At 70.9% G+C, this 14,453-nt stretch carries 17 protein-coding genes; 7 read left to right on the plus strand and 10 right to left on the minus strand.

The window, feature by feature from the left end:
- The first annotated feature begins 120 nt into the window (after nucleotides 1–120).
- On the plus strand, nucleotides 121–1,293 hold the full coding sequence (locus Val02_RS35020; protein WP_203903585.1) for a histidine decarboxylase: 1,173 nt from the start codon (nucleotides 121–123) through the stop codon (nucleotides 1,291–1,293).
- 11 nt (nucleotides 1,294–1,304) lie between these two features.
- Here Val02_RS35020 and Val02_RS35025 read toward each other — a convergent pair whose 3' ends face one another.
- The 3 genes from Val02_RS35025 to Val02_RS35035 are packed head-to-tail and all read right to left on the minus strand — an operon-like array spanning nucleotide 1,305 to nucleotide 1,946.
- Complete coding sequence (locus Val02_RS35025) at nucleotides 1,305–1,493, minus strand: hypothetical protein (protein WP_203903586.1); 189 nt, start codon at nucleotides 1,491–1,493, stop codon at nucleotides 1,305–1,307.
- Nucleotides 1,490–1,660, minus strand: a complete 171-nt coding sequence (locus Val02_RS35030; protein WP_203903587.1) for a hypothetical protein — start codon at nucleotides 1,658–1,660, stop codon at nucleotides 1,490–1,492. Before Val02_RS35030 ends, Val02_RS35025 begins: the two co-directional genes overlap by 4 nt.
- Nucleotides 1,661–1,685: 25 nt before the next feature.
- Complete coding sequence (locus tag Val02_RS35035) at nucleotides 1,686–1,946, minus strand: hypothetical protein (protein WP_203903588.1); 261 nt, start codon at nucleotides 1,944–1,946, stop codon at nucleotides 1,686–1,688.
- Between the two features lie 677 nt (nucleotides 1,947–2,623).
- Here Val02_RS35035 and Val02_RS35040 point away from each other — a divergent pair.
- Complete coding sequence (locus Val02_RS35040) at nucleotides 2,624–2,863, plus strand: DUF397 domain-containing protein (RefSeq protein ID WP_203903589.1); 240 nt, start codon at nucleotides 2,624–2,626, stop codon at nucleotides 2,861–2,863.
- A 141-nt stretch (nucleotides 2,864–3,004) separates the two neighbouring features.
- A complete protein-coding gene (locus tag Val02_RS35045) occupies nucleotides 3,005–3,892 on the plus strand; it encodes a Sco1979 family transcriptional regulator (protein WP_373317992.1) in 888 nt (295 codons plus the stop codon).
- Between the two features lie 96 nt (nucleotides 3,893–3,988).
- Here the strand turns inward: Val02_RS35045 and Val02_RS35050 are convergent, their stop codons facing one another.
- The 4 genes from Val02_RS35050 to hisN form a co-directional block, all read right to left on the minus strand.
- Nucleotides 3,989–5,407, minus strand: coding sequence for a serine/threonine-protein kinase (locus Val02_RS35050; RefSeq protein ID WP_203903590.1), 1,419 nt, complete (start codon nucleotides 5,405–5,407; stop codon nucleotides 3,989–3,991).
- A gap of 36 nt (nucleotides 5,408–5,443) precedes the next feature.
- On the minus strand, nucleotides 5,444–6,445 hold the full coding sequence (locus tag Val02_RS35055; protein WP_203903591.1) for a LacI family DNA-binding transcriptional regulator: 1,002 nt from the start codon (nucleotides 6,443–6,445) through the stop codon (nucleotides 5,444–5,446).
- A gap of 820 nt (nucleotides 6,446–7,265) precedes the next feature.
- The gene (locus tag Val02_RS35060; protein ID WP_373317993.1) at nucleotides 7,266–8,156 is read right to left on the minus strand and encodes a hypothetical protein; all 891 of its coding nucleotides are present in this window, start codon (nucleotides 8,154–8,156) and stop codon (nucleotides 7,266–7,268) included.
- A 58-nt stretch (nucleotides 8,157–8,214) separates the two neighbouring features.
- A complete protein-coding gene (hisN, locus tag Val02_RS35065) occupies nucleotides 8,215–9,039 on the minus strand; it encodes a histidinol-phosphatase (RefSeq protein ID WP_203903592.1) in 825 nt (274 codons plus the stop codon).
- A 63-nt stretch (nucleotides 9,040–9,102) separates the two neighbouring features.
- Here hisN and Val02_RS35070 point away from each other — a divergent pair, with 63 nt between their 5' ends.
- Nucleotides 9,103–9,648, plus strand: a complete 546-nt coding sequence (locus Val02_RS35070; RefSeq protein ID WP_203903593.1) for a DUF2087 domain-containing protein — start codon at nucleotides 9,103–9,105, stop codon at nucleotides 9,646–9,648.
- Here Val02_RS35070 and Val02_RS35075 read toward each other — a convergent pair.
- From Val02_RS35075 to aroA, 3 genes are read right to left on the minus strand one after another with little or no spacing between them, the layout of a single operon-like run.
- Nucleotides 9,630–9,983 (minus strand): nuclear transport factor 2-like protein, encoded by a 354-nt coding sequence (locus Val02_RS35075; RefSeq protein ID WP_203903594.1) that lies wholly within the window; start codon nucleotides 9,981–9,983, stop codon nucleotides 9,630–9,632. The genes Val02_RS35070 and Val02_RS35075 overlap by 19 nt on opposite strands.
- A 4-nt stretch (nucleotides 9,984–9,987) precedes the next feature.
- Complete coding sequence (gene rsgA / locus Val02_RS35080) at nucleotides 9,988–11,067, minus strand: ribosome small subunit-dependent GTPase A (RefSeq protein ID WP_373317996.1); 1,080 nt, start codon at nucleotides 11,065–11,067, stop codon at nucleotides 9,988–9,990.
- A complete protein-coding gene (gene aroA, locus Val02_RS35085; protein WP_203903595.1) occupies nucleotides 11,034–12,380 on the minus strand; it encodes a 3-phosphoshikimate 1-carboxyvinyltransferase in 1,347 nt (448 codons plus the stop codon). The genes rsgA and aroA overlap by 34 nt, the downstream gene beginning before the upstream one ends.
- 94 nt (nucleotides 12,381–12,474) lie before the next feature.
- Here aroA and Val02_RS35090 point away from each other — a divergent pair, with 94 nt between their 5' ends.
- The 3 genes from Val02_RS35090 to Val02_RS35100 all read left to right on the plus strand — a co-directional run bounded on the left by Val02_RS35090 (nucleotide 12,475) and on the right by Val02_RS35100 (nucleotide 14,428).
- Nucleotides 12,475–13,200, plus strand: coding sequence for an SOS response-associated peptidase (locus tag Val02_RS35090; protein WP_203903596.1), 726 nt, complete (start codon nucleotides 12,475–12,477; stop codon nucleotides 13,198–13,200).
- A 178-nt stretch (nucleotides 13,201–13,378) separates the two neighbouring features.
- Nucleotides 13,379–13,798, plus strand: coding sequence for a WhiB family transcriptional regulator (locus tag Val02_RS35095; RefSeq protein WP_373317994.1), 420 nt, complete (start codon nucleotides 13,379–13,381; stop codon nucleotides 13,796–13,798).
- Between the two features lie 42 nt (nucleotides 13,799–13,840).
- Complete coding sequence (locus Val02_RS35100) at nucleotides 13,841–14,428, plus strand: alpha/beta hydrolase family protein (RefSeq protein WP_373317997.1); 588 nt, start codon at nucleotides 13,841–13,843, stop codon at nucleotides 14,426–14,428.
- Nucleotides 14,429–14,453: the final 25 nt, after the last annotated feature.

Genomic DNA, 14,453 nt, shown 5'->3' on the forward strand with positions numbered 1-14,453 from the left:
GTCCAAACTGGACGGTCGGTGGACGTCGATCGAGGTGGGGCCTAGTCTGGTGATCGCTCGGCGCCGGGGCCGCGACCCGGAGGCCACGCCGATCGATCGCCTATAGGGGGCCTTGGGGTAATGCGCCGCGAGGACGCAGACGAGCCTGACGACGAGGGCTTAGCGGCCGAACTCACCACCCGACTCCACCGCCTGTACGGTGCCGAGCAGCGCAAGGTGGGTTTCCCGGGGTGGTCCACGCCGCTGGCGCCCGAGCTGCTGCCGTTCCTGTCGCACGAGCTCAACAACTACGGCGATCCGTACGTCGATCCGATGTTCGCCTGGCACACCAAGGACCTGGAACGCGAGCTGGTCGAAACGCTCGCCGACCTGTTCGGCGCGCCGGCGGGGGACCGCTGGGGCTACGTCACCACGGGTGGCAGCGAGGGCATCATGTACGGCCTCTGGCTGGGCCGCACCCTGCACCCGAACGCCGTCTTCTACCACTCGTCCGCCGCGCACAGCAGCGTGGCGAAGGCCGCGGCGTTGCTGGACCGGCAGGCCGTCGTGATCCCCACGGACGACCGCGGCGAGATGGACTACACCGGCCTGTACCACGCGCTCGCGAAGCACCCCGGCCGTCCGGCCGTCGTCGTGGCGAGCGTCGGCACCACGCTGACCGAGGCGGTCGACGACGTCGTGCGCGTGCGGCACGCCCTGCGCCACGCCGGGGTGCGGGAGTTCTACATCCATGCGGATGCGGCGCTCTCGGGTATCCCGTTGGCGCTGCGCGGGTCGGCGGCGCCGGCGTTCGGGCTGGGGCCGGAGGCGGCCGACAGCGTCTCCATCAGCGGGCACAAGTTCCTCGGTGCGCCGTTCCCGTGCGGGGTGGTGCTGACCCGGGCCGGGCACCTGTCGCGGACCAGCCGCGTGGCCGCCTACACGGGCAGCCCGGATCCGACGATCGGCAGTTCGCGCAGTGGGCATGCGGTGCTGGTGCTGTGGCACCGGTTGCGCACTCTCGGCCCGTCGGGGCTGCGCCGGTTGGCCGAGCACATCCGCGAGACCGCCGCCTACACCGAACGCCAACTGGCCGCCATCGGTTGGGAGGCCTGGCGTTCGCAGCCGATGGCCTGCACGGTGGTGCTGAAGACTCCGCCGGACGAGGTGCTGGCGCGTTGGCCACTGGCCACTGTGGACGGACTCAGCCACATCGTGTGCACGCCCGGGGTCACCCGATCCCAGATCGATGCGTTCGTGGCGGACCTGCACGCGTTCACCCAACTCAGATCGTCGACGGCGGCGGCTGCGTAGTTAGGGCCTTGCTATCGGGGGTTGACCAGTCCCCGCCAGGTCCGGTCGGCGTCGGTGTCGAGGTCGACGCACACCCGGGGTGCCTCGTTGAACGCCGTCACCGTCGACTCCGTCGCGGCCTCCGGGCGCGGCGGCGCGACGTCCGAGGCCCAGCGCTGGCGGCGTAACGTGTCGGCGCCCGCCGGTTGCGGGGAGGTCATCGGACCGGCGGCCGGTTGCGACCGGGTGAGGACCACGAGGGCCGCTTGCCGCAGCCCGCACAGCTCATCGCGTCGCCGCACTGCGGGCACCAGGTGTTGACACTGCGCAGGTACCAACCGAGCGCCACACCGGCGAGGAGCCCGAAGACGGTGATCAGCGTGACCATGACGTCACCTTTCAGGGTGCCGATGTCACCCGAGGGCGCTGTCCAGAAGAGGGTCTGAATCGGCCCGGGCGACGATGTCCCGGGCGAAGATCGTGTCGACTCCGGTGCCCCGGGAGCCGCTGGGGCGGTACGTCACCATCGCGGCCCGGGCCGAGCACGCCTCGATGAATCCGGCGCACCACGCGCCGCCGCGGTACACCCAGACCGGGACACCGGGGCGGTAGCTGTCGGTGGGCGCCACTTCGGCCGGGTTGCGCAGATGCGGCTCGATCGTGGGAACTGCCATGTCGCGGGCCTCCTGCCTGAGTGACGGTGTGGTCGGTGACGGATCAGTGCGGCGGTTTCCGAGCGCGGTGCCGGCTACGGCGAACGTTGGGCCGGGTCAGCGGGCCGCACCCGGTGGGTGCGGCCCGCCGGCCGGGATGGCATGCACCGCGACCCAGGGCGGTCGGGCTCCGGGGTCGCGGGCGGTGCGGGCACCAGCCGGTCGGCCATGCGGGCCGGGGCCGACCGGAGAGCGTTCCGTGGTGATCGGGGCGGACACCATTCCGGTCGCGGCGGCGGCGGTGTGGAGATCCGCCGCGCGCCGCGGGGCCGGTGTGGAACGGCTACCTGGTGCGTCCGTTTTGCTGCCATCTTGGGTTCCGATCATGAAGTTCAAACGATCGGGTGACGTGCATGTGCGTTATCCTCCGCGCTATGCGTTGCAGATGCAAGACCGGATGCACGTGCAAATAGGCGTGCGTTCGGTGGCGGGGGAGGCAGCGGTGCGTGACGGTCTCGCCGGCATGTCGCGGTTAGCGATGGTCAGCAGCCATTTAGGTAGCCGGTGTTCCGACCCCGTCTCGTGTGCGCGCAAGCGAGGTGAGAGAGATCACATAGGGCAGGGTTCGCCGTTCGGACCGAGATCCGCCGCCCGTCCGGCCGAACCGAGCCGAGGAACCACATAGAGAGAACAGACATATGCGACCTCCGACGAACGGAATGTCCGCCGCCGACCTACCCCCGTTGAAATGGCGCAAGAGTGGCCGCAGCAATCCCAGCGGCAACTGCGTCGAACTCGCAGAACTCCCCGACGGCACCGGGATCGCGATGCGCAACTCCCGGTTCCCCGACGGACCGGTACTGATCTACACCCACGCCGAAATCGACGCCTTCATCCACGGCGCCCGCGACGGGGACTTCGACGACCTGCTCCCGTAGCACGGTGTTGCCATTCGGTTCCGGGTCGTGGAAAGGTCTGGGGTGTTCTGTTCCCCGTCTTACCGTCGGGTCATACGATGCCTACGCAAAGCTGACGGCTCTCGCCGTCGTGCCGAGTGAAATCCCTACGGAGGTTGGCGCGTGACAACGGCTCAGCACGAGAGCGGGTCGGCCGGAGGGCCGACGGTGCTCCGGATCATGCTGGGTGCCCAATTGCGCCGGCTTCGTGAGGCCAAGGGCGTCAGCCGCGAAAAAGCCGGGTGGGAGATTCGCTCGTCTGAATCCAAGATCAGCCGGATGGAGCTGGGTCGCGTGGGATTCAAGGAGCGGGACGTCTCGGACCTGTTGACCCTCTACGGGGTCGACGACGAGAAGGAACGCGAGGTGCTGTTGGAACTGGCCCGCCAGGCGAACACGCCCGGTTGGTGGCATCGGTACAGCGACATCCTCCCCAACTGGTTCCAGTCATACCTGGGGCTGGAGGAGTCGGCCACCCAGATCCGTACCTACGAGGTCCAGTTCGTCCCGGGCCTCCTGCAGACCAGCGACTATGCCCGTTCGGTGATCAAACTCGGCCACGGCCGAGCACCGGACGAGGAGCTCGACCGGCGGGTCAACCTGCGTATGGACCGCCGCCAGAAGGTGCTGGGCCGTCCGGAGCCACCCAAGCTGTGGGCGGTGGTCGACGAAGCGGCGCTGCGCCGCCCGATCGGTGGCCCGGAGATCATGCGGGAACAGATCGAGGCGCTCATCGCCGCCACCGAGATGCCCAACATCCAGCTCCAGGTCGTCTCCTTCGCCAAGGGCGGCCACGCCGCCGCGGGCGGGGCTTTCAGCATTCTGCGCTTCTCCGACCAGGAGTTGCCGGACGTGGTGTACGTCGAGCAGCTCACCAGTGCGCTTTATCTCGACAAGCGCGAGGACGTCGACTACTACGCGGCCGCGATGGAGCGGCTGTGCGTCGACGCCGACCCGCCGGCCCGCACCGCGGAGATTCTTTCCGGCATGCTGCGGGACCTCGAGAAGTAGATCGTTCGACACCGGGCCCGGCCCATCGGTGATTTCACCGGTGCCGGGCCGCGGTTTCTCGCACCGGCGCGCCGTGAACGCCGTTCACCGATCCGACTAAAGTTCGGACCTCGTCGCGGTGGCGAGCTGGTCGAGCGCCCCGAGCAGGTTGCGCGACGCCGAGTCCTTGATGTCGCCGCTGCGGGTGAAGTCGAGGATCTTCCGCCGGAAGTTGTCGATCTGCCGGAGCGCGGCGCTCTCGTCGGAGGTCCTGTTCGCCGTCATGTTGAGCAGCTCGGTGCGCAGCATGTAACCCGTGGCCTGTTGGACCGTGCCGTCGGCCATCGCCGCGTCGAGCACCGCCCGCAGGTGGTCCATCGCCTGCTGCACGGTCAGCGGCTCCGCCGTGCCGGCCGCCGACGTGCCGGTCTGCGTCTCCGGGTTGGCCGGGCCGGTGCCGGAGCGGGCCGAGGTGGCCTCCGCGGTGCCGGCCTGGTCGGCCGCGCCAGGATCCTCCGTGGCCTTGGTGGTGTTGTGCTCGCCGCCGCCCTGGCCGGAGGAGCGGTCGTCGTGCCGCGGCGCGGTCAGATGGCCCAGGCCCACCTGCGCCAGGCCGCCGACGGCGAGCAGCAGCACCGCCGCCAGGACGCCGATGAGCACGCGGTGGCGTACCGGCGCCCTTCTCGGGCGCGGGGGCGCGGCCGTCCGGAGCTCGGCGAGGCGGTCGGCCACCTCGCTCGCCGGCGGGCGCCGTTCGGGGTCGAGCGCCAGGCAGTCGGTGACCAGTTCGATGATCTCCGGGGGAACGTCACCGACGCCGGCGAGCGTCGGAGTCGGCTCCCGCCGGCGGACCTCGGCGGCGTTCTCCCAGGTGAGAGTGGGATATGGCGGCCGCCCGCCGATCATCTCGAAGAGCAGGGCGCCGAGGGAGTACACGTCGCTGGCGAGCCGGGTGGGCGCACCCGCGAGGCGTTCCGGTGCCATGTACGGCGGCGTGCCGAAGAGCCCGCCGATCCCCGGCCGGCCGGCCTCCACCAGCGTCTCGGCGATGCCGAAGTCGATCACCCGAACGCCCTCGGACGTCAGCACGATGTTGCTGGGCGCGATGTCCCCGTGGATCAGGCCCCGGGTGTGCGTGCCGGCGAGCACGCGGGCGACCTGCTCGCCGATCTGGGCGGCCTCGGTCCAGCGCAGCGGGCCGGCGGCGAGGCGTTCGTCCAGCGGGGTGCCGTCGAGCAGCTGCATCACGACGAACGCGGCCGGCCGGCCCGACGGCGCGAACGCCTCGCCGTAGTCGTACACCGGAGTCGCCTGCGGGTGGGTGAGCTGGGCAGCGGTGCGCGCCTCGCGGCGGACCAGTTCCCGGACGCGCGGGTTGACGGCCAGGTCGGCGTTGAGCACCTTCACGGCGACGAGCCGCTCCAACGACTCGTCGCGCGCGCGCCACACTGTTGCCATCCCGCCCGAGCCGATCGCCTCGAGCAGTCGGTATCGCCTGTTGAGCAGGTCACCCTCGGCCGGCCACTGCTCGATCACGCTCGGTTACCCCTCTCCGCGCTACGCGGACCGCGGTCAGGCTGACTGACGGATCACGAGTTCGGTGGGTAGGACGGGGTTGTGGCTGCCGGTCCGGCCGTCGAGCACCTCGCCGAGCAGCAGTTCGGACGCCACGGCGCCCAGGTTCTCCACGGGTTGGCGGACGGTGGTGAGGGCCGGCGTGACGTACCGGGCGGCCGGTGCGTCGTCGAACCCGATGACGGCCACGTCCTCGGGTACCCGGCGACCGGCTCGGCGCAGCGTGTGGATGGCGCCGACGGCCATGAGGTCGGAGGCGACGAACACGGCGTCGAGATTGGGCACCCGGTGCAGCAGCCAGCCCATGGCATGGCTTCCGGAGGCCTGGGTGAAGTCGCCGTACGCGACCGGAGGCGCCTGCATCGCGCTGTCCTCCAGCCCGTCGCGGTACCCCTCCAGCCGGTCGACGGCGGCGCTGAGGTCGGGCGGTCCGGCGATGGTGGCGATGGTCCGGCGGCCGGTGCGCATGAGGTGCTCCACCGCCCGTCGGGCCCCGCCCCGGTTGTCCGCGTCGACGAACGGGAGCGGGAGGTCGTCGGCCGGTCGGCCGGCGCACCGTACGGGAACGCCCGCCGCCGACACCGCGGCTGCGAGCGGATGTTGCTTGTGGGCGCTGATCAGGAGAACCCCGTCGACCCCGCCGCTCACCAGGAACCGCTCCGTCGCGGCAAGCGTGGTGGGGGAGGTCGGCAGGACGAGCAGGGGTACCGATTCGCGGGCCAGCGACTCCTCGGCCCCGGTGATGAGCCGGGCGAAGAACGAGTCGGTGAACAACCGGCGGGTCGACTCACACACCACGGCGGCGATGACGGGCACGGTCCGGCGCTGCCGGCGGTCCCCACCGCCCCTCGGCGTGTAACCCAGGCGGGCCATGGCGGCGTGCACCTGGACGCGTGCGGAGGTGCGCACGCGGACGGAACCGGTCAGTACCCGGGAAGCGGTCGCGGGAGAGACTCCGGCGGCGGCGGCCACTTCGGCGAGCGTTGGCTGGTCGGGCATACGAACTCCCTGAGCACGATGTGTCCCATTTGTGGGAGCGTTCCCACACAGCGTCGGGCACTTGTTAAACCCGTGTCAACTAGTGTTTCAGGTTCATGAAATATTTCAGGGCCAGCGGTGGCTGACGGTGCTCGACCTCGCGAAAAACTCGCCAGCGGGCGGACATGGGATTGACAACCTCCATTACGTGATTGATTATGCCGCCTCTGAAACGCCCGATTCGCGGTCCTTATCGTAAATTAATCTTGCGCTTAGTTCTGAACGCGTGGCGTGTGCGCCCGGTGTCCGAGCGCTCGCCGGACGTCCCCTGGCCTGCCCTTCGGGGTAGCCGAACGGTAGCTCCGGGCTGCCCGATCGGTCGAGGGGTGGGGAGCGTCGGGCCGCCGTTCCCGATCCCACATCCCGGAAGCATTCCCCGTAACCGGTGTCCCACACTCTGGTCCCCATTTATGGGACGCCCGATCCCGCAGTTGTGGGGGTGCGGACCCGGTGGTAGTCGGGCGATCGGTGTACGCCCGGCGGGTGATCGTCCGATCGGCCGGTCGGAGTCATGAAGATCAACTGAGGGGTCGAAAAATTTCCGCCGGGCCTGTCATCCGCATCGCTCTGACCTGCCCGTTTGCCCTAGGGTGCGACCCGCCCGTCGGAAAGTCGCCCCATGTTCCCTTGGACAACCCGGCGCACGATGTATAACGTTCGATTCCTGGAGCGCTCGCGTGGGGTGGGCAATCCGGAATCGCCAGCCGACGGCCCTGCCGTCGGCTGGCTTTCTCCTTTGGCGCGGTGAGCGCTCTCTCGCGGGTGCCTGGCCGCGGCCCGGCTAGGACCGCGCGGCGGCCGGGGGTGCGGAGACCCGGCCGGACGGTACGTCCGCCACCTCGTGGTGGTGTTGCGGCTCGGCGTAGAAGCTCAATCCGATCACGGCGAGCAGCGTGGCGAGGAAGCCCACCGCCGCGATCCACTCCCGCCCCGGGTGGATGCTGTCGCCGAGGAAGACCAACCCGACGATCGCCGCCGGAACGGCCGCCGCCGCGTCCATCGCGGCCACCGCGGCCGTCGTCGAACCGCGCTGCATCGCCAGCCCCAACAGCAGCTGACCCACGACGGAGTGCAGCACCACCAGGTACAGCAGCGGGTCGGAAGCGAACCGGTCCAGCGAGTGCACCGAAGCGAGCGGCCGGGAGGCGACCGCCGCCGCGCCGAACGCCAACCCGGCCAGCGCGCCCAGCACCACCGAACCGGGCGCCCCGTGCAGCCGCACGGCGAAGAATCCGGTCGCCCCGATGGCGAACAGGGCGACGACCAGCAGCACCACTCCCGCGGCCGGCAGTTGGCGCGAGGGCATCGGCTCCGCCGCGACGATCAGCCCGCCGAGGCCGACGCCGAGCACCACCAGCAGCACGAGTTCGGCGGCCGGCAGGCGCCACTTGAGCACCGCCACGCCGAGGACCGCGGTGATGCCGAGGCCGGCCGCGACTGCCGACTGGACGAGGAACAGCGGCAGGTCCCGGCGGGCCAGGAACGCCAGCGCGAACGCCGCGAACTGGCACCCGACCCCGATCACGTAAGCCCGGTGCTGCCCCAGCTTCAACAGCAGCCGCGGGTTGAACCCCTGGTGCAGGTCTGTGCGTGCGGCCGCTACGGACTGCAACAGGTTGGCCACGCCATATGCGGCGATCATTGCCGCAAGGAAGATCCAACCTGAGGTCACCCGGAGAGGATAGAACCTAGTCGCCGTCGCGACAGCGCGGGCGGCCAAACGGCACCCGTCAGGCCGGTCCCCCGGTGGGCCAGGCGGTGGAGAGTCCGAGGCGTTCCATCACGTCGTCGTGGAGCTTTCCGTTGCTGGCCACCGCGCTGCCGCCGGAGGGTCCCGGACGGCCGGTCAGGTCGGTGAACACGCCGCCCGCCTCCGTCACGATGGGTACAAGTGCGGCGAGGTCCCACAGCGACAGTTCCGGCTCCACCATCACGTCGACCGCGCCCTCGGCGACCAGCATGTAGCCGTAGAAGTCGCCGTACGCCCGGCTGCGCCACGAACGGCGCATCAGGTCGAGCATCCCGTCGAGCTTGCCGATCTCCTCCCAGGACCCCAGCGACGAGTAGCAGAACGACGCGTCGGCCAGCCGCGACACCCCGGAGACCTTTATCGGGGTGGCCGCCGCGGAGTGTCGACCCGCGTACGCGCCGTGACCCGTGGCGCCCCACCAGCGGCGGCCCAGCGCGGGCGCGGAGACCAGCCCCACGACCGGCGTGTCACCCTCCAGGAGAGCGATCAGCGTCCCCCAGATCGGTACACCGCGGACGAAGTTCTTCGTGCCGTCGATGGGGTCGATCACCCACTGGCGCTTGCCGGAGCCCGCGGCCGCCGCCGTCGCGCCGAACTCCTCGCCCAGCACCGCGTCGCGCGGCCGGGTGCGGGCCAGCGTCGCCCGGATGGCCTTCTCCACGCTGGTGTCGGCGTCGGAGACCGGTGTCAGGTCCGGCTTCTGCGTCACGTGCAGGTCCTGCGCGCGAAACCGCGGCATCGATATCGAGTCTGCGGTGTCCGCGAGCATGTGGGCGAGGGCGAGATCATCCGCGTACCGGGCCATGCGGCGAAACGCTAGCAGTGCCGGCTGACGGAATCCGCTTCCGTCGCGGCCTAGGCTCGACGCATGTCCCCCGACGCCGCCGCCTTGTGCGGCCTCCTCGCCGAGCCCGAGCGGGCGAAGGTGTTCGCCGCGGTGGTGCTGGGCGCCACGACGCCCGCCGAGATCGCCGCGGCGAGCGGACTTCCCGCCCGCGGTGTCGCGTCGGCGCTGCGCCGCCTGGAGCACGGGGGACTGGTGGCGTCCGCCGGGGGCACGCTGGTCGCGGAGCTGTCGGCGTTCAAGGACGCCGTTCGTTTGGCGGGGGAACGGGCTGAGCCGGCCGAGCCGCTCGACCCGGACCGTCAGCGGGACGCGGTACTGCGCACGTTCATCGTGAACGGGAGGCTGGCGCAGTATCCGGCGGCCCGCGGCAAGCGCCGCATCGTGTTGGAGCACATCGCGTTGGCGTTCGAGCCCGGGATCCGTTACCCCGAGAAGGTCGTGAACGCCACCCTGCGCGCCTGGCACGACGACTTTGCGACGCTGCGCCGCTACCTCGTCGACGAGCTGCTGCTCAGTCGGGAGGACGGCGTGTACTGGCGCAGCGGCGGCTACGTCGAGGTCGCCTGAGCGCTGAACGTCACCTCGATCGCGGCGACCTTCCCGTCGTCCCAGCGCAGCACCATGACGCCGTCCTCGCCGCTGTTGTCCCAGACGAACAGGGCGCGGGCGGTGTGCGGGTCCAGCGTCTCGACGGCCTCCAGAGTGAGCGTGTCGGTGGGCGGTTGTTCGTTGTAGGCGACGGCGATCTGCTCCCTGCCCTCGAAGGGCCCCACCGGCACATCGGTGAACGCCATGCGCGCGTCGTCGGCGAGCGACGCCGTGAACGGCGCCCAGTCGCCCGTTCTGACGCAGTCGTTGAACAGTTCGCAGTGCCGCTCCACGGCGGCGGTCAGGTCGGTCATGCAACTACTCCCCAGGATCGGCGCCGGCGCGGCCTGCCTCCTCGGCATCGCGCGTCGGATCGTCGCCGGCGCGCGAAGACAGTAACCGGCGGTATGACGCTAGTCGCCGCGGGTCGGCTCCGCCCGCGGCCACGAGCGCGTCGAGTCCGCAGGTGCCGCCCGCACCGGTGTGGTCGCAGTTCGGTGGGCACTTCGTCGATGCCTCCACCAGGTCCGGGAACCCGTGCAGCAGGCTGTCGGCCGTCACGTGCGCCAGTCCGAACGAGCGGATCCCGGGCGTGTCGACGATCCAGCCGCCGGGCAGGCGCAGGGCCACCGCGCTGGTGGACGTGTGCCGCCCCTTGCCGACCGCGCTGACCGCGCCGACCGCGCGTTCGGCGTCCGGGACGAGGCGGTTGACCAGGGTGGACTTGCCCACGCCCGAGTGGCCGACGAGGACCGACAGGCGGCCGGTGAGGCGTTCGAGGAGCGGGTCGAGCGGGGCGTCCGGGCGGCACAGCACGTAGGGCAGGTCGAGGCCCGCGTAGTAGTCGAGCAGGTGCTCCGGGCCGGCGAGGTCGGCCTTGGTGAGGCAGAGCAGCGGTTCGATCTCGGCGTCGAGGGCGGCGACGAGGCAACGGTCGATGAAACCCGTGCGCGGTGGCGGGTCGGCGAGCGCGTTCACGATCACCATCTGGTCGGCGTTGGCGACGACGACGCGTTCCTGGCGGCCCTCGACCGCGTCCTCGTAGTCGTCGGGGGTGCGGGTGAGGACGGAGGTGCGTTCGGCGATGCGCACGATGCGGGCGAGCGAACCGGGGCTGCCCGACACGTCGCCGACGATGTCCACCCGGTCGCCGACGACGACGCCGTGACGGCCCAGTTCGCGGGCGCGCATGGCGGTGATCGGCCGGTCGTCGCCGTCCAGGACACACGTGTAGCGGCCCCGGTCGACGGCGACGACGAGGGCCGGAACGGCGTCCGCGTGCCGCGGTCGGGTGCGGGTGCGCGGACGGGTAGAGCGACCCGGCCGGATCCGGACGTCGTCCTCGTCGTACTCGCGTTTGCGACTCAGTCGCCGCCTCCCGTCACCATGTCCGACCAGAGCGTCGGGAACTGCGGCAGGGTCTTCGAGGTGCACGCCACGTCGCTCAGCCGCACCCCTGGCACCACGAGCCCGATGACGGCGGCGGCGTGCGCCATGCGGTGGTCGTCGTACGTGTCGAACGCGGCACCGGTGAGCGGTCGGGGCCGGATCTCCAGCCCGTCGGGCAGCTCGGTGACGTCCGCGCCGAGCTTTCCCAGTTCCCGCGAAAGAGCGGTGATGCGGTCGGTCTCGTGGGTCCGGATGTGGGCGATGCCGGTCAACCTGCTGGGGGAGTCCGCGACGGCGGCGAGGGCCGCGAGGACCGGGGTCAGCTCCCCGATCTCGGAGAGGTCGGCGCTGAGCCCGTGAACGCGGCCGGTGCCGCGGACGGTGAGCCCGTCGGCGTGCAGGGTCGCCTCGCCGCCCATGGTGGTGAGCAGCTCGCGCAGCCGGTCGCCGGGCTGGGTGGTGGCCGCCGGCCAGTCCGGGACGGTGACCGAGCCGCCGGTGACGAGCGCGGCCGCGAGGAACGGCGCCGCGCCGGAGAGATCCGGTTCGACGTTCCAGCCGCGCCCCTTCAGCCGCCCGGGCTCCACGCTCCACACGTCCGGAACGCTGTCGTCCACGGCCGCGCCGGCCGAGCGCAGCATCTGGACGGTCATCCGCAGGTGGGGCGCGCTCGGCACGGGCGGCCCCTCGTGCCGCACGACCACCCCGTGCGCGAACCCGGTCGCCGCGAGCAGCAGCCCCGACACGAACTGGCTGGAGCGCGACGCGTCGATCGTGACCTCGCCGCCGGGAACCGTCCCGGTGCCGTGCACGGTCATCGGCAGCCCGTCGCCCTCGGCGGTGTCGATCCGCACACCCAGGCCGCGCAGCCCGTTGACGAGCGGGGCGATCGGCCGCTTGCGCACGTAGGGGTCGCCGTCGAAGGAGACCGGCCCCTCGGCGAGCGCGGCGACCGACGGCAGGAACCGCAGCACGGTGCCGGCGAGCCCGACGTCGATCGCGGCCGGCCCGTGCAACGGCCGGGAGCGCACGGTCCACAGCGTCTCGTCCGGGGTGGAGACGTGCCCGCCGAGCGAGCGCAGGGCCTGGGCCATGAGTTCGGTGTCGCGGGCGCGCAGTGGCAGCCGCAGCGTGCTGGAGCCCTCGGAGATCGCCGACAGCACGAGTGCCCGCGCCGTCATCGACTTGGAACCGGGCAGGCGCACGCTCGCGCTGACCGGCCCGTCGGCGGTGGGCGCGGGCCAGGGCGCTGGGGTATGGATCGCGGTTGCCACGGGTACAGTCTGCCGGCCCGTCGTCGGACGGTTGCCGCGGGTGGTCATCGGCCGGCCCGGTCGGCGACGCGTTCGGGCCGTCGGGCGTTCCGGAATGTCTGCCGGGCGGCAAACGAACGGAGCGACGGCTACGGTTGATCCCATGTGTGGCCGCTACGCGACGACCCGGAGCGCGGTCGACCTGGCTGCCCTGTTCGACGCCCAGGACGAGACCGACGACGGCTTGGCGCCCGACTACAACGTCGCGCCGACCGATTCGGTGCCCGTGGTGCGCGTGTCCAAAAGCGCGGACGCGCGGGTGATTTCGCTGGTCTCATGGGGCCTGGTCCCGTCCTACGCGAAGGACACCAAGGGCGCGGCGCGCATGATCAATGCCCGTGCCGAGACGGTGGCCACCTCCGGTGCGTTCAAGTCGTCGTTCGCCAAGCGGCGCTGCCTGGTGCCGGCCGACGGGTGGTACGAGTGGGTGAAACTCGGCCCGAAGGAGAAGCAGGCTTACTTCATGACGCCCCGGGACGGCGGAGTGGTTGTCTTCGCCGGCCTGTGGTCCGTCTGGGGCGATGCCGAGCGCAAGCTGCTCACGTGCAGCGTGGTCACCACGGGGGCGCGCGGCGACCTGGCGACCGTTCATGATCGAATGCCGTTGACGCTTTCTCCCGACAAGTGGGACACCTGGCTCGACGGCGATGCGGATCCGGATTTGTTGTTGGCCCCACCAACCGATGAATATCTCAGCGGGTTCGAGATCCGCCCCGTGGGATCGGCGGTCGGTGATGTGCGCAATGACGGACCGTCACTGGTTACACGGATTCCCGGCATCGGCACACCGGTGAAGCCGGACGGGCGTGTCGATCTCACGTTGTTTTGACCGCATTTACGCGCGTCGAGTTTGACTTTCTGTAGCCCAAGCCTTGTAACCGGCATTACTTCTGCGATAGAACTCAGCGCCGGTGGGCTTCATTTTGCGTGCCCCGTCGTACCTACGGTGCCCGCGTCGATGCCCACCCGCTTTCTTTGTCGTGCTTACCCACGGGGGAGGTGGGTGAATGACCCGGGCAAGGATGCCCCGGCCGCACGAGGTCGACGCTGCACGAAGAGACCCGCGCCTGCTACGCGCGGTCGACGAGCGCGGCCTTGATCCAGCCTGGCGGACACGGGGGGCGTGTCAGGCCGTTGATCCGGAAACCTTCTTTCCGGCACCGAGTGAACCCGCCGACGCCGCTGTGGCCCTCTGTCGCACCTGCGACGTTCAGGGTGCTTGCCTGGCGTGGGCGCTGGAGGTCGGTGACTGTCATGGCGTGTGGGGTGCCACAACCCCACGGGAACGTCGCGCGATGCTCGTCGCGTGGCGCGCGGAGAACGGCACGGCGGACCGGCCTGCCGAACCGTTGATGTTGCCGCTGATCCGGCTCATCGCGCCACCACGTCGCAGCGTCGAACTGGCACCGGTGGGCGCCAGACCATAAGCATGAACCGAATGGCGCGTGCGTCGCCGCCGGACCGGCAGACTGGCGGGCATGCGCATGATCGAGACGCCGTTCGGGCCGGCCGGAGTTGACCTCGACCGGCCCGACGGGGTGTCCCGGGGCACGCTCGCCCTCGGACACGGTGCCGGCGGTGGCGTGACCGCACCCGACCTGGTCGCCGTGCGCGATGCGGCGGTGGCCGCCGGGTTCACCGTCGCGCGGGTCACCCAGCCCTACCGGGTGGCCGGCCGGCGTGCGCCCGCACCGGCCACGCAACTGGACACGGCGTGGTTGGCGGTTCTGGCGGAGGTCGGCGGCGGGCCGCTGGTGGTCGGCGGGCGTTCGAGCGGTGCGCGGGTGGCGTGCCGAACGGCCACCGCCGCGGGTGCCGTCGCCGTGCTCGCGCTGGCATTTCCCGTTCATCCGCCGGGCAAGCCGGAGAAGTCGCGGCTGGCCGAGCTGGACACCGGACTGCCCACCCTCGTGGTGAACGGCGACCGGGACCCGTTCGGCCTGCCGCCGGAGGCACCCGGACGCGAGGTGGTCGTGATCCCCGGAGCGGTGCACGACCTGCGCAAGGATCTCGAAGCCGTCGCCCAGGCCGTCACAGGATGGCTCGCGCGTCGTTGACCACCGTGAACCCGGGGCGACCCGG

Origin of the sequence: Virgisporangium aliadipatigenens (genome assembly GCF_016863615.1) — a bacterium.
GTDB lineage: Bacteria > Actinomycetota > Actinomycetes > Mycobacteriales > Micromonosporaceae > Virgisporangium > Virgisporangium aliadipatigenens.

Coding starts and splice junctions, on each gene's coding strand:
- Val02_RS35020 (WP_203903585.1), top strand. CDS start 121: ATGCGCCGCGAGGACGCAGACGAGCCTGACGACGAGGGCTTAGCGGCC.
- Val02_RS35025 (WP_203903586.1), bottom strand. CDS start 1,493: ATGACCTCCCCGCAACCGGCGGGCGCCGACACGTTACGCCGCCAGCGC.
- Val02_RS35030 (WP_203903587.1), bottom strand. CDS start 1,660: ATGGTCACGCTGATCACCGTCTTCGGGCTCCTCGCCGGTGTGGCGCTC.
- Val02_RS35035 (WP_203903588.1), bottom strand. CDS start 1,946: ATGGCAGTTCCCACGATCGAGCCGCATCTGCGCAACCCGGCCGAAGTG.
- Val02_RS35040 (WP_203903589.1), top strand. CDS start 2,624: ATGCGACCTCCGACGAACGGAATGTCCGCCGCCGACCTACCCCCGTTG.
- Val02_RS35055 (WP_203903591.1), bottom strand. CDS start 6,445: ATGCCCGACCAGCCAACGCTCGCCGAAGTGGCCGCCGCCGCCGGAGTC.
- hisN (WP_203903592.1), bottom strand. CDS start 9,039: ATGGCCCGGTACGCGGATGATCTCGCCCTCGCCCACATGCTCGCGGAC.
- Val02_RS35070 (WP_203903593.1), top strand. CDS start 9,103: ATGTCCCCCGACGCCGCCGCCTTGTGCGGCCTCCTCGCCGAGCCCGAG.
- Val02_RS35075 (WP_203903594.1), bottom strand. CDS start 9,983: ATGACCGACCTGACCGCCGCCGTGGAGCGGCACTGCGAACTGTTCAAC.
- aroA (WP_203903595.1), bottom strand. CDS start 12,380: ATGACCACCCGCGGCAACCGTCCGACGACGGGCCGGCAGACTGTACCC.
- Val02_RS35090 (WP_203903596.1), top strand. CDS start 12,475: ATGTGTGGCCGCTACGCGACGACCCGGAGCGCGGTCGACCTGGCTGCC.
- Val02_RS35095 (WP_373317994.1), top strand. CDS start 13,379: ATGACCCGGGCAAGGATGCCCCGGCCGCACGAGGTCGACGCTGCACGA.